At 58.7% G+C, this 25,567-nt stretch carries 25 protein-coding genes; 11 read left to right on the top strand and 14 right to left on the bottom strand.

The genetic code is table 11. The features are described 5' to 3' along the window. Positions 1–234 precede the first annotated feature (234 nt). Positions 235–1,710: an NAD-dependent succinate-semialdehyde dehydrogenase gene (locus GS611_RS11100; protein ID WP_171635609.1), complete on the top strand. Its 1,476-nt coding sequence runs from the start codon at positions 235–237 to the stop codon at positions 1,708–1,710. Between the two features lie 109 nt (positions 1,711–1,819). Here the strand turns inward: GS611_RS11100 and GS611_RS11095 are convergent, their stop codons facing one another. From GS611_RS11095 to GS611_RS11065, 7 genes are all read right to left on the bottom strand, one after another. Continuing rightward, positions 1,820–4,045 carry a tetratricopeptide repeat protein gene (locus GS611_RS11095; RefSeq protein WP_171635608.1) on the bottom strand — a complete coding sequence of 742 codons (2,226 nt, stop codon included), beginning with the start codon at positions 4,043–4,045 and terminating at the stop codon, positions 1,820–1,822. 144 nt (positions 4,046–4,189) lie between these two features. Then, positions 4,190–4,657, bottom strand: a complete 468-nt coding sequence (locus tag GS611_RS11090) for an Hsp20 family protein (RefSeq protein WP_171635607.1) — start codon at positions 4,655–4,657, stop codon at positions 4,190–4,192. Positions 4,658–4,780: 123 nt separating this feature from the next. After that, on the bottom strand, positions 4,781–5,596 hold the full coding sequence (locus GS611_RS11085) for a serine protease (protein ID WP_171635606.1): 816 nt from the start codon (positions 5,594–5,596) through the stop codon (positions 4,781–4,783). After that, positions 5,593–6,384, bottom strand: coding sequence for a trypsin-like peptidase domain-containing protein (locus GS611_RS11080; RefSeq protein ID WP_171635605.1), 792 nt, complete (start codon positions 6,382–6,384; stop codon positions 5,593–5,595). The genes GS611_RS11085 and GS611_RS11080 overlap by 4 nt, the downstream gene beginning before the upstream one ends. A 119-nt stretch (positions 6,385–6,503) precedes the next feature. After that, on the bottom strand, positions 6,504–7,817 hold the full coding sequence (gene glcF, locus GS611_RS11075; RefSeq protein ID WP_171635604.1) for a glycolate oxidase subunit GlcF: 1,314 nt from the start codon (positions 7,815–7,817) through the stop codon (positions 6,504–6,506). A 4-nt stretch (positions 7,818–7,821) separates the two neighbouring features. Next, positions 7,822–8,922 carry an FAD-binding protein gene (locus GS611_RS11070; protein WP_171635602.1) on the bottom strand — a complete coding sequence of 367 codons (1,101 nt, stop codon included), beginning with the start codon at positions 8,920–8,922 and terminating at the stop codon, positions 7,822–7,824. A gap of 24 nt (positions 8,923–8,946) precedes the next feature. Next, on the bottom strand, positions 8,947–10,395 hold the full coding sequence (locus GS611_RS11065; RefSeq protein WP_171635600.1) for an FAD-linked oxidase C-terminal domain-containing protein: 1,449 nt from the start codon (positions 10,393–10,395) through the stop codon (positions 8,947–8,949). A gap of 88 nt (positions 10,396–10,483) precedes the next feature. Here GS611_RS11065 and GS611_RS11060 point away from each other — a divergent pair, with 88 nt between their 5' ends. Further along, entirely contained in the window at positions 10,484–11,194 is a 711-nt protein-coding gene (locus tag GS611_RS11060; RefSeq protein WP_171635598.1) for a DUF599 domain-containing protein, read from the top strand. 35 nt (positions 11,195–11,229) lie between these two features. Next, positions 11,230–11,577 (top strand): hypothetical protein, encoded by a 348-nt coding sequence (locus GS611_RS11055; protein WP_171230254.1) that lies wholly within the window; start codon positions 11,230–11,232, stop codon positions 11,575–11,577. 3 nt (positions 11,578–11,580) lie between these two features. On the opposite strand, the gene GS611_RS11050 is transcribed toward GS611_RS11055, so the two are convergent. The 4 genes from GS611_RS11050 to GS611_RS11035 all read right to left on the bottom strand — a co-directional run bounded on the left by GS611_RS11050 (position 11,581) and on the right by GS611_RS11035 (position 14,459). Continuing rightward, complete coding sequence (locus tag GS611_RS11050; RefSeq protein WP_171635596.1) at positions 11,581–12,066, bottom strand: flavodoxin family protein; 486 nt, start codon at positions 12,064–12,066, stop codon at positions 11,581–11,583. 1 nt (position 12,067) lies between these two features. Then, positions 12,068–12,538 (bottom strand): 23S rRNA (pseudouridine(1915)-N(3))-methyltransferase RlmH, encoded by a 471-nt coding sequence (rlmH, locus tag GS611_RS11045; protein WP_171635594.1) that lies wholly within the window; start codon positions 12,536–12,538, stop codon positions 12,068–12,070. A 44-nt stretch (positions 12,539–12,582) separates the two neighbouring features. Then, positions 12,583–12,942 carry a ribosome silencing factor gene (gene rsfS, locus GS611_RS11040; protein WP_171635591.1) on the bottom strand — a complete coding sequence of 120 codons (360 nt, stop codon included), beginning with the start codon at positions 12,940–12,942 and terminating at the stop codon, positions 12,583–12,585. Positions 12,943–13,106: 164 nt separating this feature from the next. Next, positions 13,107–14,459 carry a mechanosensitive ion channel family protein gene (locus tag GS611_RS11035; RefSeq protein ID WP_171635588.1) on the bottom strand — a complete coding sequence of 451 codons (1,353 nt, stop codon included), beginning with the start codon at positions 14,457–14,459 and terminating at the stop codon, positions 13,107–13,109. A 115-nt stretch (positions 14,460–14,574) separates the two neighbouring features. Between GS611_RS11035 and GS611_RS11030 the strand changes: the two genes are divergently transcribed. The 6 genes from GS611_RS11030 (at position 14,575) to GS611_RS11005 (ending at position 19,531) form a co-directional block, all read left to right on the top strand. Next, the gene (locus GS611_RS11030) at positions 14,575–14,670 is read left to right on the top strand and encodes an isopropylmalate isomerase (protein WP_253285003.1); all 96 of its coding nucleotides are present in this window, start codon (positions 14,575–14,577) and stop codon (positions 14,668–14,670) included. A 43-nt stretch (positions 14,671–14,713) separates the two neighbouring features. Further along, a complete protein-coding gene (gene leuC, locus GS611_RS11025) occupies positions 14,714–16,117 on the top strand; it encodes a 3-isopropylmalate dehydratase large subunit (protein WP_171635583.1) in 1,404 nt (467 codons plus the stop codon). 37 nt (positions 16,118–16,154) lie between these two features. After that, positions 16,155–16,697 (top strand): HdeD family acid-resistance protein, encoded by a 543-nt coding sequence (locus tag GS611_RS11020; RefSeq protein ID WP_171635581.1) that lies wholly within the window; start codon positions 16,155–16,157, stop codon positions 16,695–16,697. Positions 16,698–16,738: 41 nt separating this feature from the next. Continuing rightward, a complete protein-coding gene (leuD, locus tag GS611_RS11015; RefSeq protein ID WP_171635578.1) occupies positions 16,739–17,344 on the top strand; it encodes a 3-isopropylmalate dehydratase small subunit in 606 nt (201 codons plus the stop codon). 331 nt (positions 17,345–17,675) lie between these two features. Next, positions 17,676–18,506 carry a hypothetical protein gene (locus tag GS611_RS11010; protein WP_171635576.1) on the top strand — a complete coding sequence of 277 codons (831 nt, stop codon included), beginning with the start codon at positions 17,676–17,678 and terminating at the stop codon, positions 18,504–18,506. After that, a complete protein-coding gene (locus tag GS611_RS11005) occupies positions 18,503–19,531 on the top strand; it encodes an endonuclease/exonuclease/phosphatase family protein (RefSeq protein ID WP_171635574.1) in 1,029 nt (342 codons plus the stop codon). Before GS611_RS11010 ends, GS611_RS11005 begins: the two co-directional genes overlap by 4 nt. Here GS611_RS11005 and GS611_RS11000 read toward each other — a convergent pair. Further along, entirely contained in the window at positions 19,523–20,431 is a 909-nt protein-coding gene (locus GS611_RS11000) for a sugar nucleotide-binding protein (protein WP_171635572.1), read from the bottom strand. The two genes, GS611_RS11005 and GS611_RS11000, sit on opposite strands and share 9 nt — an antisense overlap. 84 nt (positions 20,432–20,515) lie before the next feature. Between GS611_RS11000 and GS611_RS10995 the strand changes: the two genes are divergently transcribed. Next, entirely contained in the window at positions 20,516–21,409 is an 894-nt protein-coding gene (locus GS611_RS10995; RefSeq protein ID WP_171635570.1) for a LysR family transcriptional regulator, read from the top strand. Between the two features lie 3 nt (positions 21,410–21,412). On the opposite strand, the gene GS611_RS10990 is transcribed toward GS611_RS10995, so the two are convergent. Further along, positions 21,413–21,940: a redoxin domain-containing protein gene (locus GS611_RS10990; RefSeq protein ID WP_171635568.1), complete on the bottom strand. Its 528-nt coding sequence runs from the start codon at positions 21,938–21,940 to the stop codon at positions 21,413–21,415. A 91-nt stretch (positions 21,941–22,031) separates the two neighbouring features. On the opposite strand from GS611_RS10990, the gene leuB reads away from it, so the two are divergent. Next, positions 22,032–23,135 carry a 3-isopropylmalate dehydrogenase gene (gene leuB / locus GS611_RS10985; protein WP_171635566.1) on the top strand — a complete coding sequence of 368 codons (1,104 nt, stop codon included), beginning with the start codon at positions 22,032–22,034 and terminating at the stop codon, positions 23,133–23,135. 59 nt (positions 23,136–23,194) lie between these two features. Here leuB and GS611_RS10980 read toward each other — a convergent pair whose 3' ends face one another. Then, entirely contained in the window at positions 23,195–25,372 is a 2,178-nt protein-coding gene (locus GS611_RS10980) for a transglycosylase domain-containing protein (RefSeq protein ID WP_171635564.1), read from the bottom strand. Between the last annotated feature and the right edge of the window lie 195 nt (positions 25,373–25,567).

Genomic DNA, 25,567 nt, shown 5'->3' with positions numbered 1-25,567 from the left:
ACTGATTTACATCCCCTGGGTCTCAAAATTCACCCAGACTTTGGCAAACTCCTTGGCAAAAAGAAAGGCGAGACCGGACAATGAAACGCGCAGATTTCGGGTGACTCGATTAAATTAACTTGTTAAGTAATTTTTTGATCAAATCTGGATTGATTCCACATCCAGAGTGGCCATAGACAATTGAGACATCACCTGTTTGGGTGCGCACAACCCAATTCACGCCGGAGGCTTATCATGCTGGACGCAACGACCGATCTGAAGTCAATCCTGAAGAACCCCGAATTGCTTGTAACCAAAGCTTATATCGGCGGTCAGTGGGTGGACGGTGACAATGGCACGTTCAAAGTCACAAACCCCGCTCGGGGCGATGTGGTCGCCGAGGTGGCAGACGTCAGCCGCGCTCAGGTCGCCGGAGCAATCGCACAGGCCGAAGCCGCGCAGAAAGAATGGGCCAAGCTGACCGGCAAGGAACGTGCAGCCATCCTGCGGCGCTGGTTCGATCTGATGATGGAAAACGCCGAGGATCTGGGCAAGATCCTGACCGCTGAACAGGGCAAACCCCTGGCAGAGGCCATCGGCGAGATCGGCTATGGCGCGTCTTTCATTGAGTTCTTCGGCGAAGAGGCCAAGCGCGTCTATGGCGAGACTATTCCCGGCCATCAGCGCGACAAGCGGATCATGGTGATGAAGCAGCCGATCGGCGTTGCGGCCTCGATCACGCCCTGGAATTTCCCCAACGCGATGATTACCCGCAAGGCAGGCCCGGCTTTGGCCGCCGGCTGCGCCTTTGTGGCGCGTCCGGCCACTGAAACGCCCCTGTCGGCGCTGGTACTGGCGCTTCTGGCGGAACAGGCCGGCGTACCCGCGGGCGTGTTCAACGTGGTGCCCTCGTCACAGGCCAGTGAGATTGGCAAGGAGTTCTGCGAAAACCCCGGCGTGCGCAAGCTGACCTTTACCGGCTCGACCGAAGTGGGGCGCATTCTGCTGCGGCAGGCGGCAGATCAGGTCATGAAGTGTTCGATGGAGCTGGGCGGCAACGCGCCGTTCATCGTGTTCGACGATGCCGATCTGGATGCCGCCGTCGAAGGCGCGATGCTGTGCAAGTTCCGCAACAACGGTCAGACCTGCGTCTGCGCGAACAGAATCTATGTGCAGGCCGGTGTCTATGACGCGTTCGCGGCCAAACTGAAAGCGGCAGTGGAAGCGCTGAAAATCGGCGACGGTTTGACCGAAGGCACCACCACCGGCCCGCTGATCAATGCCGACGCGGTCGCCAAAGTCGAAGAACATATCAAGGACGTGACCGACAAGGGCGGCGCGGTTCTGACAGGCGGCCTGCCCCATGATCTGGGCGGCACGTTCTTCCAGCCAACCATCGTGACCGGCGTGACGCAGGACATGCTGGTGGCGCAGGACGAAACCTTCGGCCCGCTGGCCCCGCTGTTCAAATTCGAGGACGAAGACGACGTGATCGCCATGGCTAATGACACGATTTTTGGTCTGGCCTCGTATTTCTATGCCAAGGACCTGAGCCGCGTCTACAAGGTGGCCGAAGCGCTGGAATACGGTATCGTCGGCGTGAACACCGGCATCATCTCAACCGAGCTGGGCCCGTTCGGCGGCGTCAAGCAATCCGGTCTGGGCCGCGAAGGCAGCCATCACGGCATGGAAGACTATCTGGAAATGAAATACGTCTGCATGTCGGTCTGATCCAATACGGTCTCTGTCCCATTGCGGTGGGCAGAGACCCCGCGTCCGGAAACGCAATCGCGTCGTCTATTGACTGTTCATGGCGGCGGCCCAGTCGACGCTGACACGGCTATTCTGCGGATTTGTCGCGGATTTGTTCGATTGCACGGGTCGCGAACTTTCCCTGCAACGAACCGTCCACCATGGCTTCCAGCGCGGGCAATGCAGAGGACGCCGCGCCACCTATTTTCCCCAATGCAATAGCTGCCTCTTTGCGGACAAACACCGACGGGCTTTCAAGAAGCGCGATCAATTCCGGCACCGCTGGCTCTGCCTCGGGACCAAACAGGGCCAGCGATTGAGCTGCCGTCCTCTGATCTTTGGCATCCCCCCGTGACAGATCCGCCCTCAGACTTGCTATGGTTTTTTCCGGAGGCAACGCCGCCAGACGCAGCCCGTCGTTCAGCCGGGCGTTCAACTGCTGGTTCTCACCGACCCAGCGAATGATGAAAAAGTAATTCTGAACAGCGTCCTGTATGACACCGGCATGCTTGCCCTTTTGCCATCGGTCGATGATGGCCCTGCCCGCACGGCGATCTCCATTCAGGGCCAGAACCGAGGCTGCAAATGGCATCAGCTCGGTTGCCTGCGGATTTCTGCTCAACTCTTTCTCGATCACATCTGCCGCGCCCGTCAGGTCATTCAATGCGTAAAGAGCCGCCGCTTCGAACAGCGCGTAGTGGCTGGGAGAATTGGGATCCAGCCGGGTCGCAGCTTGTACAAAGGCCAATCCTTCCTCTGGCTCACCGGCTGCAATCAGCGCCCATCCCATCGTCAGATGCGCCTCGGGGTCGCTGGGTTGCAGCGCGATGGCTTTCGCTGCTTCTCGTCTGGCTTCTTCCGTCCCCCGACCTACCCGTAGGTTACTGTCCCAATCCGGAAGGTTGAGACTGACAATAGCCCGGATAACGTGCACCAGGGCGGTATCCTGCTCCATCACATCCCGGTAATATCTGTAAAACAGGCCGATATGCATTTGCGCGCCTGACTCTGCAAACCCATTCCAATGATGAAAGATGTGCGGCCGCAAATGCGCCAGGGCAAGCGTCGCCCAGGCACGCCCATAATCCGGGTCCAGTTCCACGGCCTTTTCAAAATGGGGAATTGCCGCAAGGTTGTCCTGTTCGTTGAACTGCGAATACAACTCCCACCCGCGTTGGAAGGCTTCGCGTGCCGCAATGGTCTGGGTTTCCACGCTTTCGATGGCTTGCCGGCTTTGAGGGTCGAGCGGAAGATCCAGCTCCTGCGCAATTGCGAGAACAATGGTTTTCTGCACTTCAAAGACGTCATCAATCGCGCCATCAAACCTGTTCGCCCAGATCAATCGCCCGCTCAATGTGTCGGTCAGGCGAATGTTGATCCGGAAATCTTCATCCGCACGTCGCACGCTGCCGTCAACGACGTAGCGAACCCCAAGTTCTTCGGCGAAACGTGCGATATTTATGTTTCTGTCGCGGTATGCGAAGGATGAATTCCCGGCGATGACGAACAATCCGGATATTCGGGACAGGTCCGTGATCAAATCCTCAGAGATACCGTTGATCAGCATCTCCTTGGATGCGTCATCGGTGTAATTCGCAATCGGCAACACGGCGATGGAAGGCAGATCCGGTAAAGGGTAAACCATCTGCGCCTCTGAGGCGCGCAATTGGCCCGTCTTCCACGGTTTCGTCAGAAAAAGCCCAACAGCTGCCAGCATCACCAGCAGAGCCGCCAGTGGCAGCCAGCGGGATGTCCTCTGCGTGCGGCTTTTTCGCGGGGAAGGCAAAATTTCCGCTTCTACGCGGAAGGCCTGAACCAGGTCTGCGATGTTCTTGACGTTCTGTGGCCCGATCGGGGCAAAACCATAGGGCACTTTGTTGCGCGCATAATCGACTATGGATTGTGAAACAATGATACCACCTGGATCTGCCAGTGCCTCAAGCCGCGCGGCAACGTTCACCCCGTCGCCAAGGATGTCATCCCCGTTCGAAACCACATCGCCGACATTCAGGCCAACCCGAAACGTGAAGACGCTATCTTGATCGGTGCCCGCGTTTCTCTTTGCAAGGTCGGCCTGAATTTCCACGGCAGCGTGAACCGCATCGACGGCGCTGCGAAATTCGATCACAAAGCTGTCTCCCGCAGTGTTCGCGATGCGCCCTGAATGCCGGGCGATCGCCGGCTCTATCACTTCGCTGCGGATCAGGCGAAGCCTTGCGATGGTACCTTCTTCGTCCAGACCAACCAATCTTGAGTAGCCGGCGATGTCGGCTGCCAGGATAGCTGCTAGTCGACGTTTTGGTCGGCTTTCCATAATACCGAAGACTATCAGGCGGATAATTTGCTGGGAACCAGTTTTCGCAAACGCCCAAAACACAACGCCCCGCGTCTGGAGGAACGCGGGGCGTGTGTTGCGGCAGTCCGGGAGGAGTGAACTGCCGCGGGATATTCAGAAGCCTCAGTTCACGGCTTTGGCGTCCATCACATCCTTCTCGATGGCTTTGGCCGAGGTGATCTCGATCCGGCGCGGTTTCAGGGCCTCAGGAACCTCGCGCTTCAGTTCGATGTTCAGCATACCGTTTTCGTGGCTCGCACCGGTGACGCGGACATGATCCGCCAAGGCAAACCGACGCTCGAACGCGCGGGTGGCGATGCCACGGTGCAGATAGGTGCGCTCTTTGTCTTCGGCGGCTTTCTTACCTGCCACGACAAGTGAATTCTCTTTCACTTCCACGGTCAGGTCGTTTTCCGAAAAACCGGCAACGGCCACCGAAATCCGGTAGGTGTCGACATCAGTTTTTTCGATGTTGTAGGGTGGATAGCTGGGCTGGGCCCCATCATTGGTCAGAACGCGATCCATCATGTCGGCAATCTGGTCAAAGCCAATGGTGGCGCGGTGCAGCGGTGCAAAATCAAACGTACGCATGTGTCATATCCTCATTCTTGAGCGATTTGCGATAAGCGCCCTCCGACTGGACGGGCGATTTCAGGTACCGGACCCCGTTGTGGCGGTCCGATACACATCACATGGGTAGCGATTTCGCCGAGTTCAACCCCCGCCAGAACTGATGAATTTCGCACCAGATCCTGACTTACCGGACCCGACCTGCAATCGGCGGATCGAAGCCTTGGGCTGAGGTGCGTCGCGCCGCATGATGGCCTTGAGCTCGGCGACGATCCCGTCAAGCTCCATGCCAAACCCCACCTTTCTACGGCCGTTCGTGCCTACCGCCGATACCACGGACAGGATCTGCCAGCGCGCACCGTTTTTCGCCAGAATTGCAGACCCGGAAGACCCGAAAGTAATGTCGCAATCAAAGGTGATCAGACCCTGCCTGCGGTCGATGATACGGCACGACCGTTCTCGGGTGATCGCCTCGGACCGTCCCCGCCCATACGAGGCAATGCTGATCTCGTTGCCCGGAACATGGCCGCTGTGCAGCGCAAAAGGGTCGGCGACCGAATACGGAATAGGCTCATTCAGCCGCATCAGGGCCACGTCCAACTGGACGCCTTCGTGCGACAGCGGGTTCTGCACCCCATAGCTGGGATGAAGGGCGATTTGCGTGACCTGACGTTCGGCCAAAGCGTTGCCGTTGCTGAGGCCTGCACGAAACGTGATGTCTTCGGGCACATATGTCTTCCCGGTTCGACGATCCACCGCACAATGGGCTGCGGTCAGTACCATGTCCTGCGCGATCAACGTGCCGGTGCAATACGAGGCATCGCGGACATCCAGTCGACCGATAGCCTCCCAACCATAAAGGTCATCCCGGTCGGTCAGCTTGCGCTTGTTGGATTGCGCTTGCGGCGCTGTTGCCAAGACGCTCAGGCCCAATAACAAGCTCCAAAAGACTCTCATCATGGTCGAATGAACCTTGCGCCTATGTTCTTGTTCGTTCCCGATCCGGACGAGGAAAGCCCAAATCCCCGCCCCGCAGAAAGTTCGTCACGCAGCAATTGCAGCGAATGCTCAACCGCGGTTCCAATTGCAACACTCTGGCCGTCCATACTGGCCTTGGCCGCAACCACCGATACGATCTGAGGGCGCGCGCCCGAGAAAGAAAAAACGGGTGCCCCCGAAGACCCGAAATCAACATCGCAGGACATGACCATAACCCCGGCCTGCCGGTTCATGACCGAGCAGACCTGTTGCAGCGACGGAGCTTCTGACCGGTCATGCGCATAAGACACAACGCCCACTTCAGCGCCACGTTTGGGCTGATCGCCCGACTCAAATGGAATGACGGCGGTATTACGGATCGGCTGCCACAGCTCGATCAAAGCCACGTCCGCGCTTACCCGGTCGGCCGTAGAATCGACGCCATATTGGTAGTCCGGATGGATCACAGCCTGGCGCGCGGTCCGATAGGCCAACGCACGCCCCAAACGCCACCCAGCCAGAAACTCGATATCCGCAGGGTTGATCCGTTGTCCTGATCTTTTGTCGAACAGGCAATGCGCCGCTGTCAGTACAAGCGTCGGCGACACCAGCGTTCCGGTGCAAAACCCTGCGCCGGCGATATCCAACCGCCCGACAGCCATCCACTCGCGCCCGGAATCCGACGTATCCAGGCTTTCCAGCCTGGTGTCCTGCGCCGTGGCCGCCAATGGCAAGACACAGAGCACGATCGCCTTGATCCAGTTACGCACGCGGTTCTCCGAGACTCACTTTGAAGCTTTTGTCCTACGTGCCGCGTTGGGCGAAAATAGGGCGGTCATGCACCAAAGGTATTTCCCTGGAAAATGATGCGCGCTGGCATCAGCATGATTTACCGCAAGACGGGAACCGGATCCGCTGTTCTCTGTAAGGCCGGTGGCTTTGGCCCGCCCGTCGCCCAGTCCAGCAACTCTACCGTGTGAACGATCGGCAGTTGCGTACCAGAACCGATTTGCATCATGCACCCGATATTGCCGGCAGCAATGATATCGGGCTGTTTCGCCTCAAGAGTTTTGACTTTTCGCTGTTTCAACTGGCCTGATATTTCCGGCTGCATCAGGTTGTACGTTCCCGCGCTGCCGCAGCACAAATGACTGTCGGCGGGTTCGACAACCGTGAAACCCGCGTGTTTCAGCAAATCTTTGGGATAGGATTTGATCTTCTGCCCATGCTGCAATGAACAGGCCGCATGATAGGCGACGGTCAGATTTTGGTTTTCCCCCGCCGGCAAGTCCAGCTGGATCAGAAGTTCACTGACATCCATGGCGATTGCAGACACACGCGCCGCATCTTCGGCAAGCGGGTCATTGCGAAACATATGCCCATAGTCTTTCACGGTGGTGCCACAGCCAGAGGTGTTGATGACGATGGCGTCCAACCCATCACCTTCCATTAACCGTTTCCAGGCTCTGATATTGGCGGTTGCCGCCATATGACTGTCTTGCACTTTGCCCATGTGATGGGTCAAAGCTCCGCAACACCCGGCACCGTCAGCGATCACGACCTCGCACCCCAACCGTGTCAGCAGGCGGATCGTGGCGTCATTGATATCGGTGTTCAGCGCCTTTTGTGCGCAGCCCGTCATCAGCGCCACCCGCATTTTTCGTTCACCGCCGGGCGCAAAACTCTGCGGATCATCGTTGCGGCTGACAGACGGGATATGCTTGGGCGCCATCTCCAACATCGCGCGCAGCCGGGCATCAGGCATCAGGAACCGGAAAGGACGGCCCAGCCTGGCCCCGATCAGGGCCCAACGGAACCGCATCGGATAAGGCAGGATCTGCGCCAAAACCCAGCGCAACACGCGATCCGTCAGCGGGCGCTTGTAGTTGGCCTCGATATATTCGCGCGCATGATCGACCAGATGCATATAATGCACACCTGACGGGCAGGTGGTCATGCAGGCCAGACAGGACAGGCAGCGGTCGATGTGCTTGACCGTCTTTTCGTCGGGCACGCGCTCGTTTTCCAGCATGTCCTTGATCAGGTAGATGCGCCCACGCGGACTGTCCAGCTCGTCTCCCAGCACCTGATATGTCGGGCACGTGGCCGTGCAAAATCCGCAATGGACGCAGTTTCGCAGAATCTCGTTCGAGCGCTGGATGGCCGGGTCTTGCAATTGCTCATCAGTGAATGTTGTCTGCATCGCCCTATCCCATCAGCCCCGGGTTGAACAAACCCCGAGGATCAAATTTCGCACGCAAGCCCTTTGTCAGTGCCGATATTGATGTGGGCTCCGGATGAAATCGCCCCAGTTTTCTGATCGTGTCGTGGTCAGATCGTACCAAAGTGGCATGACCTGAAAACGCGCCAAGCCGGGCACGCACATCCGTGCCAGCCGGGACCAGCAGCCAGACAAGACCGCCGCCCCAGTCAAACAGCGCTTGATCCGCTTCGGCGCGCGCCGAAATCTCTGCCGCGTCACCCGGTTTTACCGAAAGCCGCCAGACGTCCCCGTCCTTTCCCTGAAATGGGTGAACGTCGCGGATCCCGGTCCAAGGCGCTGCGGCGTCTCCCTCGTCTGTCACCTCACCAAAATCTGCCAGTAAGGCGGTCAAACGACCGATCCTGTACGTCACCGATTCTGCAAACCCCTCGACCCTAAGCAGGGCATTGCCACCCGCCGGGTCATAGGCGGCACCCGTCACTTCAAAAGGTGATTTCAACGCAGCGGAAAGAACTTCCACCGCTCTGCCGGCATCCCGAACGGCGACGGACAAAGTCGCCGCTTTTTCCGGCTTGGGCAGCACCTTCAACGACACTTCGGTCAGAATTCCCAGTGTTCCCCAAGACCCACCCATCAATTTAACGAGATCATAACCGGTGACGTTTTTCATAACTCGCCCACCGTTCTTGACCACCTGTCCGCGCCCGTCGACGAAACGCACACCTAGCAGGAAATCCCGGCAGGCACCGACCTGAATCCGCCGCGGGCCCGAGATATTGGCCGCGACGACACCGCCGATCGTTGGTTCACCTTGAGTTTCAAGCAAACTTCGGTGATCCATCGGCTCAAACGCCAGCTGCTGACCTTCCGCCTCCAGCACGGCCTGGATCTCTGCCAATGGTGTCCCGGCCTTGGCCACAAGAGTAAGTGCTCCGGGTTCGTAAAGCGAAATGCCACGCAGAGCCCCGGTTTCGATATTCGCTTCGGGACCGGTGATCGCGCGCGTGCCGCCACCGATGATGCAAACAGGGTCTTTCAATCCGGCCACCATGTCGGCCAGTTCAGATTCTGATTCAGGTTTCATGGCAAAATCCGTTATTAGAGCCCGTTACTCGGCAGCAATCTGCGCGTGGCGACGGGTTTCCGAAACGTTCAGTGGAAACACCTTGGCAGGGTTCAGCAGCCATTTGGGGTCAAAAACGTCCTTGACCGCCATCTGCGCCTCAAGATCGGCAGGCGCATATTGATGCGACATGAGATCCCTCTTCTCGATACCCACGCCGTGCTCACCGGTCAGACAACCGCCTTCGTCCACGCATAATTTCAGAATTTCGGCCCCGAATGCCTCGCATTTTTCCAGATCACCCAGTTTGTTGGCATCGAAAAGGATCAGCGGATGCATGTTCCCATCCCCTGCGTGAAATACGTTGCCAACAGGCAGACCGAATTCTTCACTCAACTCGCCGATACGGCGCAGCACCGTCGGCAGGGCCGACACCGGGATCGTACCGTCAAGGCACATATAGTCGTTCAACTGCCCCATGGCGCCGAATGCGGATTTCCGACCAAGCCATATTTTTGCACTTTCTTCGGCTGACTGGCTTTCTCGCAGTTCGACCGGGTTGTGTCGTTTGGCGATCTCGGTGATTTTCGCCAATTGATGGTCAATTTCGGATTCAGACCCTTCCACTTCGACAATCAACAGCGCATGGCAATCGGGGTATCCAGCGTGCGCAAAGTTTTCGCAGGCTTTTATGCACAGCGTGTCCATGAACTCGATCGCGACCGGCAGAATGCCCGATTTGATAATGTCAGAAACACACTGACCCGCGACTTCGTTGTCGTCGAACCCCATCAGAACCGGCCGCGCGCCTTCGGGTTTGCGCAGAATGCGCAGTGTTGCTTCGGTCACCACGCCCAGCTGACCTTCCGAGCCGCAAATGACGCCCAACAGGTCCAGACCGGGTGCATCCAGATGCGCGCCGCCGATCTCGACAACACTGCCATCCATCATCACCATGGTCACGCCCAGAAGGTTGTTCGTTGTCACGCCATATTTCAGGCAATGGGCGCCACCTGAATTCATCGCGATATTGCCGGCAATGGCACAGGCCAGTTGCGAGGAAGGATCAGGCGCATAAAAGAAGTCTTCTTCCTCGACCGCGTCGGTCACGCTCAGATTGGTGCGGCCCGTCTGCACCCTAATGAAACGGTTGTCATAGTCCGTTTCCAGAACCTCATTCATCCGCGCAACGCCCAGAATGACGCAATCAGCCGTTGGCAATGCCCCGCCGGCCAGCGACGTACCCGCACCGCGCGGCACGACCGGCACGCCTTCTTCATGGCAAATGCGCAAAACATCCGAGACTTCCTGCGTGCTCGACGGCAGCACGGCCAGCATCGGCGGGCATTTGTAAGCCGTCAGGGCATCGCACTCATAGGCTCGGGTTTCAGCCGGATCATGGATAATTGCCGTATCTGGCAGAACCCGCGACAGCCGCGAAACGATCGTGCTTTTCCGGTTCAGTACGTCCGGGCTTGGCTTTGGCATTTCCATGGCATCCCTCCCCTTCCTCTCTTTGGTAAAATAATATTACCAATTTACCACTCTGGCAAGTTGCGATGTCCGGTCTTACTGTCGCGCCATGACCTGGATCGAACGTGCCGCCCTGTTTTCCCTTCTGGATTATGCTGCCATGGCGATATTGCTGGGTGCGTGGCTATGGATCGGATGGAAGATCGAACACCCGTCACCACAGAAACCGTCCGTCGCCCTTGTGATGGATGGCTACCGCCGCGACTGGATGCACGAGATGGTGACGCGCCAGCCACGGATGTTCGATGCGCAGGTCGTGGCTGCCATGCGGCAAGGCAGCACCTTTTTCGCCTCAACCACGATGATTGCCATCGGGGGCGGTCTGGCCCTGTTGGGCAATACCGAGCGATTGGCCGGGGTGGCGACGGATCTTGCCATCGGCAGCGCACCGGCGATGGTCTGGGAAATCAAGATACTTGTGGTTGTCCTGCTGCTGGCCAATGCTTTTCTGAAATACGTCTGGGCACATCGCCTTTTTGGGTATTGCGCCGTTTTGATGGCCTCGGTTCCAAACGATCCTGAAGACCCAAACGCCTATCCTCGGGCCGGTCAGGCGGCCGAGATCTGCGTGACCGCTGCCCGAAGCTTCAACCGCGGTCTCCGCGCCACATATTTCGCCCTTGCTTCGCTGGCGTGGTTTCTCGGGCCGATGGCATTGGTGTTGGGCACAATGATCACATTCGGTGTCCTGTATCGCCGCGAATTTGCATCGCATTCCCGCGCGATCCTCATGGCCCAAACGTCGAACACAGAGACGTGATCCCCAAGCGCGACATTAAACCCTAGGTTCGAACCATGCGATATGTGATTCTCAGCGCCCTTCTGGCTGCACCTGCCCTTGCCGACCCGCCGACAATCGAACAGGTCCGCGCCAGTGCCACCGGTGACACATGGCGGTTCGATGTGACGATCCGGCATCCCGATACAGGGTGGGATCATTACGCCGACGGCTGGCGCGTTTTGGACATGGACGGGAATGAACTGGGAATGCGGGTGCTGCACCACCCGCACGAGACAGAACAACCCTTTACCCGCTCGCTTGGTGGCGTGGTGATTCCGGAAAACGTGTCACAGGTGCAGATTCAGGCCCGGTGCAATGTGGATGGCTGGAACGAAGACACGACATTGGTCGAACTGAACTGACCTTCAGAAAATCCCCATGGCCAGGCCCGCACCCAGCGCGGCGCCGATCTCGCGACACCGATCCAGCTGATCTTCAGGAATGGTTTTCCGGGCCAGAATGGCCTCGGGCGTTTGCGCATGCGTGCAGACAATCAGCGGCGACTGGACCTTTTTCAACCGCCAGCCAGTGGCGATCCGTGCGATCTGGCGGGCTGCATTCTCTCCGTCTGATCCGGCGCAAATCATCTGCGCATATGGACGACCTTCGATCTGTCCCAGAACCGGATAATAGCAGCGATCGAAGAATTCCTTCATCAAGCCCGAGATCGCCGCCAGATTCTCTGGCGCGCAGAAAATGTAGCCGTCGGCGGCCAGCACATCCTCCGGCCCCGCTTGATCCGCAGGCACAAGTTCAACCTCGGTCTCAGCCCGCGCCGATTCAGCCGCCGCTTCGGCCATCTGCCGGGCGCCACCTGTGCGCGAATGGTAAACGATCAGAAGCTTCGCCATGTCAGACCCGGTGATAGGGGCCACCTGACAGAATGGTCGCGGCCCGATACAGTTGCTCGGCCAGCATCACACGGACCAGCATATGAGGCCAGACCATCGACCCCAACGAGAGGGAAAAGTCGGCTTCCGCCCGCAAAGCAGGGTCTATTCCGTCCGCTCCGCCGATGATCAGCGCCAGATCCTGCCGCCCGGCATCGCGCCAACTACCCAGTTTCTTGGCAAAATCGGGCGAGGACATCACGCGCCCACGTTCGTCCAGCGTACAGATCACCGCGCCCTTGGGCAGCGCCTTGCGCAGCAACGCGGCTTCGGCCCCCATGCCTGCGTTTTTCTTGTCCTCGACCTCGATCACCCGCGCGGGACCAAGGCCCAGCGCACGTCCGGTCCGGTCAAAGCGGGTCAGGTAATCATCAAGCAGGGACTTCTCCGGTCCGGCGCGCAATCGCCCGACCGCAACTATGCTGATACGCATATCTCTCTCGCCTCCGGCCCTTTAATACGGGCCGGGATGGCGCCTCAGTTCGCCGAGGCGCTGCCGCCCTGAGGCAGCCACATCTTTTCCAGCTGGTAGAATTCGCGCACTTCGGGGCGGAAGATATGGACGATCACGTCGCCCGTATCGATCAGCACCCAATCGCCGGCATCCTTGCCTTCGACCTTCGAGGAGAAACCGAATTCCTGCTTGATGCGATCCGTCAGCTTTTCCGCCATGGCCGAGACCTGACGGGTCGACCGACCCGAAGCAATGACCATGTGATCCGCGACAGACGACTTGCCTTGCAGGTTGATCTGCACGACGTCTTCGGCCTTGTCATCGGAAAGTGAGGAAAGGATACGCTCAAGCAGCTTGTCGCTGATTGACTGAGAGTGGGCCATTACACGGGACCCGTCTTCGGCGGGCAAACCCGCCTGTGTATGTAGAGACAGGACATAGTCCTCCTTTGCTGCGCGCCGTGAAACCCCGGCGCCAGGGTATTAATAAGGTAGCAAGGGGAATGCAACATTTCAATGAAAGCGCGTCCGGCTCCGCGCAGGGGTGATCACTCTTCTGCGATTTGTTGCATGTTTGCGTTTTCCGACAAAAGCCGAACCTCGCGCTGCGGGAAGGGGATCGAGATGCCTTCGTCCTGAAACGCATCCCACAGCGCAAGATAGACATTTCCCCTGATATTGGTCAGCCCTTTGGTCGGATCGCTGATCCAGAACCGCAGAACGTAATCCACGCTGCTGTCGCCAAAACCGGTGATATGGCATACCGGTTCATGTTTTCCGCCACTCAATACGCGGGTCACTGCCTTTACAGCCCGGATCGCCGTTGCGCGCACTTTGTGGGGGTCATCCTCATAGCTGGTGCCGAAATCCAGATCCAACCGCACGAATTTGTCGGAATGCGACCAGTTCACCACCTGGTTGGTAATCAGGTCCTCGTTCGGGATCAGGTATTCCCGCCCGTCCCGCGTGACAACCGAGACGTAGCGTGCGCCCAGCGCATTGATCCAACCAAACGTATCGCCCAGCGAGATCACATCGCCTGGCTTGATCGACCGATCCATCAGGATGATGATCCCCGATATGAGGTTTGACACCACTTTTTGCAGGCCAAACCCGATGCCGACGCCGATTGCGCCCGACAGCAGCGCAATGCCGGTCAGATCGAAGCCCAGCGTGCGGATCGCAGCCAGAAAGACCGCGCCGTACAGCAGCACCTGAATTCCCTTGGCCAACAACACCTGCATGGATGGGGTGATGTCGTCATTGCTCTGCAATCCACGCTCGGCCGCGCGGGTGCCGATGCGGGCCAGCGTCAACAGGACCCCGATCAGCAGGATGGCCTTGAGAATGCCCAGCAAGGAAATATGCAGGTCACCGACGGAAATCGCGACCCCATCAAGGAATTTGGCCACGTCATCCGTCAGATTCAAAGCAACAAGCGTTGCATAGACCCACATTGCCCACTTGAATATCCGTCGCAGCGTCCGGTTGCGGACAAGCCTCGCGACCAGTGCAATCGCCAGCCACGCAGTTGCCAGAGTTGCAATGATCCCAATGAGATAACTGCGCGACGGCCAGGTAACATGCTGCATAACCTGATACAAGAGCCAGGACAGCAGCACGAAATAGACCAGTGTCAGCCGCTGCATCAGCTGTACCATGGTGCGAAGCCGCCATTTCGGCCATCCGGTGCGTGCGCGCGTCCAGGCATCCCATCGTGGCTGTGTCAGAACTTTCAGAAGGAAAGCCAGCGCCCAAAGGAAAAGGATGATGACCAACTGATACTGCCGCCAGCCCGGCGTAACCACCAACTCGACCAGTTCTTGAAGCTCGGAAGAGAACCCCGCGACCATGTTGTTGTAAAGGTCTGTCAGCGAGCTGGGGATCAGGTCTTGGTTCATACGCGCCTCCTGCACGGCAGCTTGGACAGCAATGCCAGGCGATGCAAGCCTGACACCGGATTTGAACCTTGATTGCAGCAAACGCGCGGTATATCTGAACCGCATGAGACTCAATGTGGCCCAAGAACAGAATCTGGAAGACCGCGCGCGTCTGCGCGAACGGTTCTTTGGGGCTGCCCGCACGGTCCTGGCGCGCCCACCCGTCGCCTGAGCCAACTCGCCAGCTATTTCTCATTACATACGGGAGAGGACACATGTCCCCCAAAACACTCTATGACAAGATCTGGGATGCCCATGTCGCGCACGAAGCCGATGATGGCACCTGCCTGCTGTATATCGACCGCCATCTGGTCCACGAGGTCACCAGCCCGCAGGCGTTCGAAGGCCTGCGCATGGCGGGCCGCAAGGTGCGCGCGCCGGAAAAGACCATTGCCGTGCCGGACCACAACGTTCCGACCACACCTGACCGGGTGAACGGTATTGAAAACCCGGAATCGCGCATTCAGGTCGAAGCGCTGGACAAGAACGCCCGGGACTTCGGCATTCACTATTACCCGGTAAATGACGTCCGTCAGGGCATCGTGCACATCGTCGGCCCCGAACAAGGCTGGACCCTGCCGGGCATGACCGTCGTCTGCGGCGACAGCCATACCGCCACCCATGGCGCATTCGGCGCATTGGCCCACGGCATCGGCACGTCCGAGGTCGAACACGTTCTGGCCACGCAGACCCTGATCCAGAAGAAATCCAAGAACATGAAGGTGGAAATCACCGGCAAATTGCAGCCGGGCGTGACCGCCAAGGACATCACCTTGGCCGTGATCGGCGAAACCGGCACCGCCGGCGGCACCGGCTATGTCATCGAGTATTGCGGTGAAGCCATCCGCAACCTGTCGATGGAAGGCCGCATGACCGTCTGCAACATGGCCATCGAAGGCGGTGCACGCGCAGGGCTGATTGCACCGGATGAGACCACGTTCGAATATGTCAAAGGCCGTCCGCATGCGCCGAAAGGTGCGCAGTGGGAAGCCGCGATGAATTGGTGGAAAACACTCTACACCGACGAAGGCGCGCATTTCGACAAGGTTGTCACGATTCGTGGCGAAGACATCGCGCCTGTCGTCACCTGGGGCACCAGCCCCGAGGATGTTCTGCCGATCACGGCAACCGTGCCGCACCCCGAGGATTTCGAAGGCGGCAAGGTCGAAGCGGCCCGCCGGTCAATCGAGTATATGGGTCTCAAAGCCGGTCAGAAGCTGAGCGATGTCGAGATTGACACCGTCTTTATCGGGTCCTGCACCAACGGACGTATCGAAGACCTGCGTGCCGCGGCCGAGATCCTGAAAGGCAAGAAGATCAAGGACGGGATGCGCGCGATGGTGGTGCCGGGTTCGGGGCTGGTCCGCGCTCAGGCCGAAGAAGAAGGCCTGGCCGACATCTTCAAAGAGGCCGGGTTCGAATGGCGTCTGGCAGGCTGTTCGATGTGCCTGGCGATGAACCCCGACCAGTTGCAACCGGGCGAACGCTGTGCCGCAACCTCGAACCGCAACTTCGAAGGCCGTCAGGGCCGGGGCGGGCGCACACATCTGCTGAGCCCGGCAATGGCTGCCGCAGCGGCAATCACGGGACGGCTGACAGACGTCCGTGAATTGTTGTAAGGTGCCCTCATATCTAGATATTTGAGGGATTGAACAAATGAGTGACTGGGTCAAATGGCTATTGCTTGGACTTCTGTCCATAGTGTTCGGCATCTTTGTGCTGGGCGCACCGGTCGTGGCATCAATCACCGTGACGGTGGTCACAGGTGTATTGCTGCTGATTTCAGGCGCGTTACAGGTTGTTGGCGGCTTCACCGTCGATGGGGCCGGCAACAAGATACTGTCACTTATCATGGGTGTCGTGATGCTGTTTCTGGGCTGGTCCTTTCTGGATCACCCACTGCAAGGAACGCTGACACTGGCAACTGTCTGCCTGATCCTGTTCATGGCTGGCGGCATTGCCCGCGTGATCCTGTCGTTCCAGATGCGCGGAACGCAATATTTCTGGGCGACGCTGGTCTCGGGCATCATGTCGATTGTACTGGCGATCCTGATCTGGCGCTTTGCCGCAATGGACCCTTCGGTGCTGCTGCAATTGCTGGGCATCCTGCTGGGGATCGAGATGATCTTTAACGGGCTCGGCCTTGTCTTCATGGCGTTCTTCGTCAAGGACGCACCAAAAGAAACGAAACAAGCTTAACGCGGGGCCTGGGCGCGGCCCTCTCCCGCAGGAGTGTGAACATGGATAAGTTTGAAAAAGTCCACGGAGTGGCCGCCCCGATGCCATTGATCAATATCGACACCGATATGATCATTCCCAAAGTGCATTTGAAAACCATCAAACGGTCCGGCCTCGGCGTCGTGCTGTTTGACGAAATGCGTTATCATGATGACGGGCGCGAGAACGAAGAGTTCGTCCTGAACAAACCCGCCTATCGCGAGGCCGAAATTCTGGTCGCCGGAGACAATTTCGGCTGCGGCTCGTCGCGCGAACACGCACCCTGGGCGATCAAGGATTTCGGCATCAAGGTTGTGATCTCGACCAGCTTTGCCGACATCTTCTTCAACAACTGCTTCAAGAACGGCATCCTGCCGATCGTGGTCGAAGAAGAGCATCACGCGATCCTGATGGAAGACGCGCATAAAGGCGAGAATGCCCGCATGACGGTACATCTGGAAGATCAGCAGATCACCACTTCGGATGGTGTCGTGATCGAGTTTGATATTGACCCGCATCGCAAACACTGCCTGCTGAACGGTCTGGACGATATCGGCCTGACGATGGAGAAAGATCACCACATCGACAAGTTTGAGGAACACGCCAGCCAGGCCCGCCCCTGGGTGTAAGGCCCAAGCGATTCTTTGAACACTCAACCTAACGGGGTCGCCAATGCGGCCCCGTTCTCATTCTTGGGGTTGATTTTCGCAAAACCACAACATCTTGGTCTCATATTGAGATACACGTCGGATTTGCGTCGAAAATGATGCAATCCCGCACCAGTTGCGCCATCATTTTGCCCGAAATCACGTGTTTTCTGCACCCTGTCTTGAGCGAAATGCCGCTTATCGTCCATGTTGGCGCTAAAGAGGCATCCGTCAAAAACTCGAGACGATGGGCACAAGTTGGAATGTAAGTCGGCGAAGATCGACTTATCCGGTTTGAAAAAGGGTTCGGATAGTGATTGCGCGCACAACAGGGGCGGCGATACGCGGAATACTTGTGGCACTGATGGTGCTGACACCCGCGTTGTACCTGCCTGTATCATCGACGAACGGGACCGAGATTCTGGTCTTCCTCGCGATTCTCGCGTTCATCCTGACATTCGCCGAGTACAATTCTGCTTTTCCCAGTTTTATTGAATTTCGCGATGCGCCGCCGGTGAACCGTCTGCGGTTTGTCGGGCTGATGTCGATGGTCACCTTTCTGACACTGGTTTGCAAAAACACCTATGAGCCGACTGAACTGACCGCGTTCGCCTACACCGCAGGTCTGGCCGTCGCGAATGTTGCGGACTTTCCCTATTCCCCGGTTCGGTTGATCGTGCTGATGCTACCCTTGGATGCCGGTCAGCCGTTGATCGAATTGGTTCGGATCGCAGCCAGTGTGGCCTATGTGGCTGCCTTGGTCACCGTCGCCAGCTTTGCCTATGCGGTCAAAGTGCGCGGCTGGCCCACGGGCAATGGCGCCTTCAACGTATGGACCAATCTGCCGTTGTTTGATCCCACCAAGGGCGGCGATGTTGTCACCCGCCTGCAACGTGATGGTCGCCTGAATATCTGCATTGGCGTTCTGCTCCCCTTCCTCATTCCGGCTGTCATCAAGCTCATGAGCAGCGTCGTTGCCCCGATCTCGCTGAGCAATCCGCAAACATTGATCTGGACCATGTGCGCCTGGGCCTTCCTGCCCGCCAGCATGATCATGCGCGGCATGGCGACGCTTCGCATCGCGGGTCTGATCGTGGAAAAGCGCCGCGCCTATTCGACAAACGAGACAACGCAAGCCGCATGATCCGTGCCCTTGCTCTGCTGCTGTTGCCTTTCTCGGCACAGGCAGAGGTTTATCGCATCGCCACCTACAACACTGAACTCAGCAGAAACGGCCCCGGCCTGCTGCTGCGCGACATCCAGCGGGATGATGCGCAGGTTGAAGCCGTTGTCGAGGTCATTGCTGCGGCGCGGCCTGATGTCATTGCCCTGCAAGGCATCGACTGGGATCTGGACGGCGCGGCCCTGAGCGCCCTGTCCGAGAAACTGCGCGAGGCGGGCCTGGATTTCCCATATCACTTTTCCGCCCAACCAAATGCTGGGTTGGAAACGCCGCTGGATCTGGACAGAGATGGCCAAACGCAAGGCCCCGGCGACGCGCAGGGCTGGGGGAAGTTCACCGGCCACGGAGGGGTGGCGGTGTTGTCCCGTTTCGAAATCATGACCGAAGACGTTCAGGATTACACCAATCTGCGGTGGAAAGACCTGCCTGGGGCTGATTTGCCATTCAGGGATGGGCTCCCCTTCCCGTCTGAAGCTGCGCACGACATTCAGCGCCTGTCCTCGACCGTGCATTGGGTGCTTCCGATCGAAACCCCGCAGGGGCGATTTAGCCTGATGACCTTTCACGCTGCCCCACCGGTTTTTGACGGACCCGAGGATCGCAACGGTCTGCGCAACAGGGACGAGATTCGCCTGTGGTCGGTTTTGCTGAATGGCGGCCTGGGGCCAGTTCCTCAAGGCCCCTTCGTGATGGCCGCGGACGCCAATCTCGACCCGACCCGCGGAGAAGGCCACAAGCAGGCCATTCGCGCGCTTTTGGCCGATCCCCATGTGCAGGATCCGATGCCAAAGGACCCATCGGGTTCATCAGCAACGGTCGAATGGAAAGCCACCGGGGAAATGCGCGTTGACTATGTGTTGCCGTCCAGTGATCTGCAAATCTCGGAAACCGGCATTGTCTGGCCCGTGGAAGGTGACACGCTGTACGACAGTGCCCGACGCGCCAGCAGGCATCGACTGGTCTGGGTTGACATAATCCTACCCTAGAACCTCGCCCCTGTTCCCGGCCGTCGCCGATGAAGCGGCACGTTGGGACGAAATGGCGGAACGCAAGGCATCCTCCAGCTTCGTTTCAGAAAAAGAGGTCAGCAATTCTTTCATATAACCGCCATCCAATTGATGCGGCACGTGCCAGAGGTACCGCATCTCGATCAAATGAGGGGCCATGCGCCAGAATGGGCGGGCCAATTGCAGAGGCCACCATTTCATACGCCGCACTGTAACCGGCCGGCCGGTGACTTGCGAAAGCGATTGAGCGATCTGCGTCCCGGTCAAAGTGTACCCTTCAAATGGAACATCGCAGAAACGGGGAAGGTCTTGCCGCATCTCAGCCAGCGCGACGGCGACGCGGGCCAGATCAGGCAGAAAGGCCCAAGCGTGCGGTGCGTCCGGATCACCGGGATAAACGAACTGACCGCGCGAAAGACGCTTGATCATGACCTGATCGACCCAGTTTCCGGATGCATTGGTGTCGATGAAATCCCCGGCGCGCAAAAGGATGGTGCGCACGGTTGACGCGCGATAGGCCTCTTCCATCTCGATCCGAACCCGGCCCAAAGGGTTGGTGGCTCGATGCGGCGTCCCGCCCGACCATGGGCCCGGCGTATTCCCACCAAATACGTAGACATTGCCCGGTACGATCACGGTCGCCCCCGTATCTGAGGCCGCATCTATCACCCGTTTGGTCAGTACCGGCACATCGCGTGCCCAATCGGGATAGGGCGGATTCCATCCGTTCACGATGACGTCCACGCCGCGCGCCGCCTGTGACAGCGAATCAGACCTGCGGTCAAATTCCGTCACATCCCAGCCCGCGCGCCTGAACGCCAGGGCTGCGTTGCGTCCAAAACGACCTGTTGCGCCCAGTACCAGTGCAGATTGTGCCATGTTTGCCTCCTGTCTGAGGTCAATCTACCCATTCACTTCGCGCAAGGAATTGCCGCAATTCGCAGAACGTGTATTCATTTCTGAATGGACAAAGCTCTGACACATGCAGATTGGTCTCTGATCCAATGCTTTCTGGCCGTGGCCGAGACGGGATCGTTGTCCGCCGCCGCACGACACCTGAATCGCAGCCAGCCCACTTTGGGGCGGCAGGTCCAAAACCTCGAGGACGAGCTGGGTGTCTCTCTTTTCGATCGCCACGCGCGTGGTCTGAAGCTCAGCGAAGCGGGTTCACAGCTTTTGCCGTTGGCCCAGCAGATGCACAGCGCCATGACCGCGTTCAGTCTTGCCGCCGCGGGGCAATCGCAACAGCTTGAAGGTTCGGTGCGCATCACCGCATCTGTCTTTGCCTCGCATCACCTGCTGCCACCGATACTGGCGTCCATCCGCAGGCAAGAGCCCACGATCCAGCTTGAACTGGTGGCCACTGACACCACCGAGAATCTGCTCTATCGCGAGGCGGATATCGCCGTGCGGATGTATCGCCCTGCGCAGGTGGATCTCATTTCCCGCTATCTCGGGGATGTGCCGCTGTGTTTTTGTGCGGCAAAGTCCTATCTGGACCGGAAGGGGCGCCCCAAGACACCCGAAGAACTGTTTACGCATGATCTGGTAGGGTTTGACGCGAACCAGGAGATCATCAAAGCCATGCGTGAAAAGGGGTGGCCAGCCAGCCGCGACAGTTTTGCCACCCGCTGTGACCTGCAAAGCGCCTATTGGGAACTGATCCGGGCGGGCTGTGGCATAGGCTTCAGCCAGGTACAGGTTGCCCAAGCCGACCCCGACGTGGAAATCCTACCGCTGGATGTGGACATCCCGATTCTACCCGTGTGGCTGGCCGCACCCCAGGCCATGCGCCAGACCCCGCGCATCCGCAGGGTCTGGGATTTGTTGGCAGAAGGGCTCAAAGCCGCTCTTTGAGGGTCAAAGCGGGCCGGTATAAGTTCCGCGCGCGGGATAGTTGTTGCCCAGTGTGAATTTCAAACCACCCGCAATATCCGACATGGACGGGCGACCGAAAGGCGTGGTCTGTTGCCATGCATAGTACAGCGTCCGGTCGGGTGCGATGTAGAAATGCCCCGGCTCTGCGAACAGGTCCGGTTCGGCGCTGCCTTCGCGCTTGGTCGAGATGTTAAGGCCCCAATCATCCCGCGCAGCGGACAGGGGAAGGCTGTGGCCCACACGCAGGCGCGACGCTCCGGCTTTTTCGGCGGCTTCCGCCGCGCGCTCGGCTGTATCGGTGGTGATCATGATGACCTCGACGCCCAGCGCCGCAAAGTCATCCAGCGCCGCTTCGACCTCGGTCATCTGCTTGATGCAGATCGGGCAATGCAGCCCGCGATATTGAATCACCAGCGTCCCGTGTTCGCCCTTGTCCGCGTCAAGATCGAAGCTGCCATGGGCAACAGTTTCGATTTTCAGCGCAGGAACCGGATTTCCAGGTGTCAGCATGTGTTTTCCTTCTGTTTTGGCAGGTTCGTCTCATTGACCCGATGCAACGCAGACGCTAGGCCCTGTGCAACAAAACGCAAGGAGACCCTTCATGTCCAACCCTTCGCTCCTTATCCTGCCCGGAGACGGAATTGGCCCGGAAGTCATGGCCGAAGTGCGCAGAATCATCGATTGGTTCGGCGCCAATCGCGGTCTTCAATTTGACGTGAGCGAGGATCTGGTCGGCGGTGCCGCCTATGATGCCCACGGCAAGCCTCTGTCCGATGAGACGATGGCCAAGGCGCAAGAGGTCGACGCGGTTCTATTGGGCGCTGTCGGCGGCCCAAAATACGACGATCTGGATTTCAGCCTGAAGCCCGAGCGCGGCCTGCTACGCCTGCGCAAGGAAATGGACTTGTATTCGAACCTGCGCCCGGCCCAGTGCTTTGACGCGCTGGCTGATTTCTCGTCGCTGAAGAAAGACATCGTTGCGGGTCTGGATATCATGATCGTGCGCGAACTGACCTCGGGCGTTTATTTCGGTGAACCACGCGGTATCTTCGAGGAAGGCAATGAACGCGTCGGCATCAACACCCAGCGTTACACCGAATCCGAGATTGAACGCGCCGCGCGTTCGGCCTTTGAACTGGCGATGCGCCGGAACAAAAAGCTGTGCTCGATGGAAAAAGCCAACGTGATGGAATCGGGCATTCTGTGGCGCGAAGTGGTCAACCGCGTTTCCGCTGACTACCCCGAAGTTGAGCTGAGCCATATGTACGCCGACAACGGTGCCATGCAGCTGGTGCGCGCGCCGAAACAGTTCGACGTGATCCTGACCGACAACCTGTTCGGTGACATCCTGTCCGACTGCGCCGCGATGCTGACCGGCTCTCTGGGCATGCTGCCGTCGGCGTCGCTGGGCGCGCCAATGGCCAATGGACGCCCCAAAGCAATGTACGAGCCCGTACACGGGTCTGCCCCCGATATCGCGGGTCAGGGCAAAGCCAACCCGATCGCCTGCATCCTCAGCTTTGCGATGGCTCTGCGCTACAGCTTTGATCAGGGCGAGGAAGCGGATCGGCTGGAAGCTGCGATCGAGAAAGTTCTGGCCGACGGCGTTCGCACCGGCGACCTGCTTGCGGATCAGGGCGTTCAGCCCGTCTCGACCAGCGAAATGGGCGACGCGATCCTTTCAGCGTTGGACGCAAGCGTCTAAGAAACGAAAGAATGAAAAAACAAAAGGCGGTGCCCAGCGCACCGCCTTTTTTTGCCTGCTCAATTCCCGAAGATATTGTTCAACAGGTTGTTTATAGCCCGGTCCAACCCGGTTTGTTTCTTTCGCCGTTGTTGCTGCGGCTGCGCCGTTTGCACCGGAGGTTCCGGCGCCATCATCGGCAACGGGGTGGGCGTCATCCCCTCGGTCACGCGCAGCATGGTTTCTTTCCAGATCTCGGCCGGTAAGCCACCACCGGTCACGCCGGACAAGGGCGTGTTGTCATCATACCCCATCCAGACCCCGGTCACATAATCCGCCGTGAACCCGATGAACCACGCGTCGCGCGCGGCCTGGGTCGTTCCGGTCTTGCCCGCCACCTGCCAGCCGGGCAATTTGGCCCGCCCGCCGGTCCCTTCAGAGACCACGCGCTCCATCATCCAGGTCAGCTGTTTGGCAGCCTTTTCATTGATGACCCTCTCGCCAATACCGGTCGTCGTGACCATGACGGGTGTTTCGTCGCCCAGCAGCTTCAGTTCGGTCAGCCCATAAGGTTCAACCTGCGACCCGCCATTCAGGATGCCTGCATAAGCCCCGGTCATCTCGATCAACGTGCTTTCCGATGCACCAAGCGCCAGCGCAGGCCCCTGTGCCAGGTCGCTGGCAATCCCGAAGCCGCTGGCAACCGTCCGAACATTGTCCAGGCCGGAAATCTCGGCCACTTTCACCGCCGGTATGTTCAGCGAGTTTTTCAGCGCATCCGCCAAGGTCACCCGCCCATAATACTTGTTGGTGTAGTTCTTGGGGCACCACTGGCCTGACCCCGGAATATCGACGCAATAGGGTTCATCCATCACCGTATCCAGCGGCGAATACCCAAGTTCCAGCGCGGTGGCATAGACGAATGGCTTGAACGATGATCCCGTCTGTCGCAACGCCTGCGTCGCCCGGTTGAACGCGCCAGACACGCGTGTCTTGCGCCCACCAACCATCGCGCGCACCGCACCGTCGGCCGACATCACCACAATGGCCGCCTGCGCCTTTGATCCTTCGCGCACTTTTTCCTGAAAGATGAATTTCAGCGCCTCTTCCGCAGAGGTCTGAATGCGCTGATCCAGGGTGGTCCGGATCACCACATCTTCGGTCGTGTTGCGGGTAAAGAACTCGGGCCCGCTGGCCATAACCCAATCCGCAAAATATCCCCCGGCCCGTGCAGCCGCCGCCTCGGACAGTTGGGCTGGGCGGGCCCGCGCTTCGCTGGCCTGCGCGGCGGTCAGATAGCCCTGATCCTCCATCAGACCGATCACAAGGCGGGCCCGGTCCTGCGACCGTTGCAGATTGTTCGTCGGTGCATAACGTGTGGGCGCAACCAACAGCCCGGCCAACATCGCTGCCTCGGCCGGCGAGACTTCGGCGGCGGACTTGCCAAAGTACCGCTGGCTTGCGGCCTCGAACCCGCGCGCGCCTGCACCAAGGAAAGCCCGGTTCAGGTAGATCGTCAGAACCTCATCCTTGGAGTATTTCACCTCCATCGCCATTGCATAAATGGCCTCTTTGGCCTTGCGCAACAGCGATCCCTGTCGGCAATCGGCTTCATAGGCGGCCTCTGATTCCCATTCAGTCGGATCATAAGGCACGCCCAGACACAGCAATTTGGCCGTTTGCTGCGTTATGGTTGACCCGCCATGCCCGGACAACGGGCCGCGCCCTTCGCTCAGGTTGATGCGAACGGCGCTTGCCACACCGCGCGGGCTCACCCCGAAATGGCGATAGAACCGTTTGTCCTCGGTCGCGATGACGGCGTTTTTCAGATGCGGCGACACCGTATCGGCAGTGATCACCCCGCCAAACTGGTCGCCCCGCCAGGCAAACACTTTGCCGTCGCGGTCCAGCAGCGTGACAGACCCGCGCGCACGGCCGTCCAACAAGGCATCCAAGTCCGGCAACGAGGAATAGACGACACCCACCGCCAGGGCGATCAGGATGGCCACGACCGCTCCGACCCGCCAGGTCAGCCCCCAGACCATGCGCCAGACCCAGCGGAAAAAACGACGCAGGATGCCGCCGCCTTTGCCCCCCGATCTCTTGCGCGTCTTTTTGCGCGCAGTTTTGCGTGCGGTGGTTTTGCGAGCCGTCGCCTTCTTGCCCGCCGGGCGCTTGGATGCCGACGGTTTACGACCCTTTGACGGGTACCTTTTGTCCGCAACCAATTTCGGCTTGCGTCGCTTGGACTCAGTCATGCTCAAACTCTGCCCGGGTTTTCTTTTGCGCCACCATACCCCGGTGATCCGAGTATGTAGAGGTCCGAATTTCCTAAAATTCCCCTCACAACACTGCCCATTATTTAATCAACGCGACCAAGTTGTGCAAAAAATGTGCAATCTTCCGCCATTTGGCAGCCCTTTGACCCCCAAGAGCCGTTTCATACCGCGATC

Source organism: Ruegeria sp. HKCCD6119, assembly GCF_013110585.1.
Taxonomy (GTDB): domain Bacteria; phylum Pseudomonadota; class Alphaproteobacteria; order Rhodobacterales; family Rhodobacteraceae; genus Ruegeria.
The sequence above is the reverse complement of the archived record's forward strand: the minus strand, read 5'-3'. Positions and strand labels throughout refer to the sequence as shown.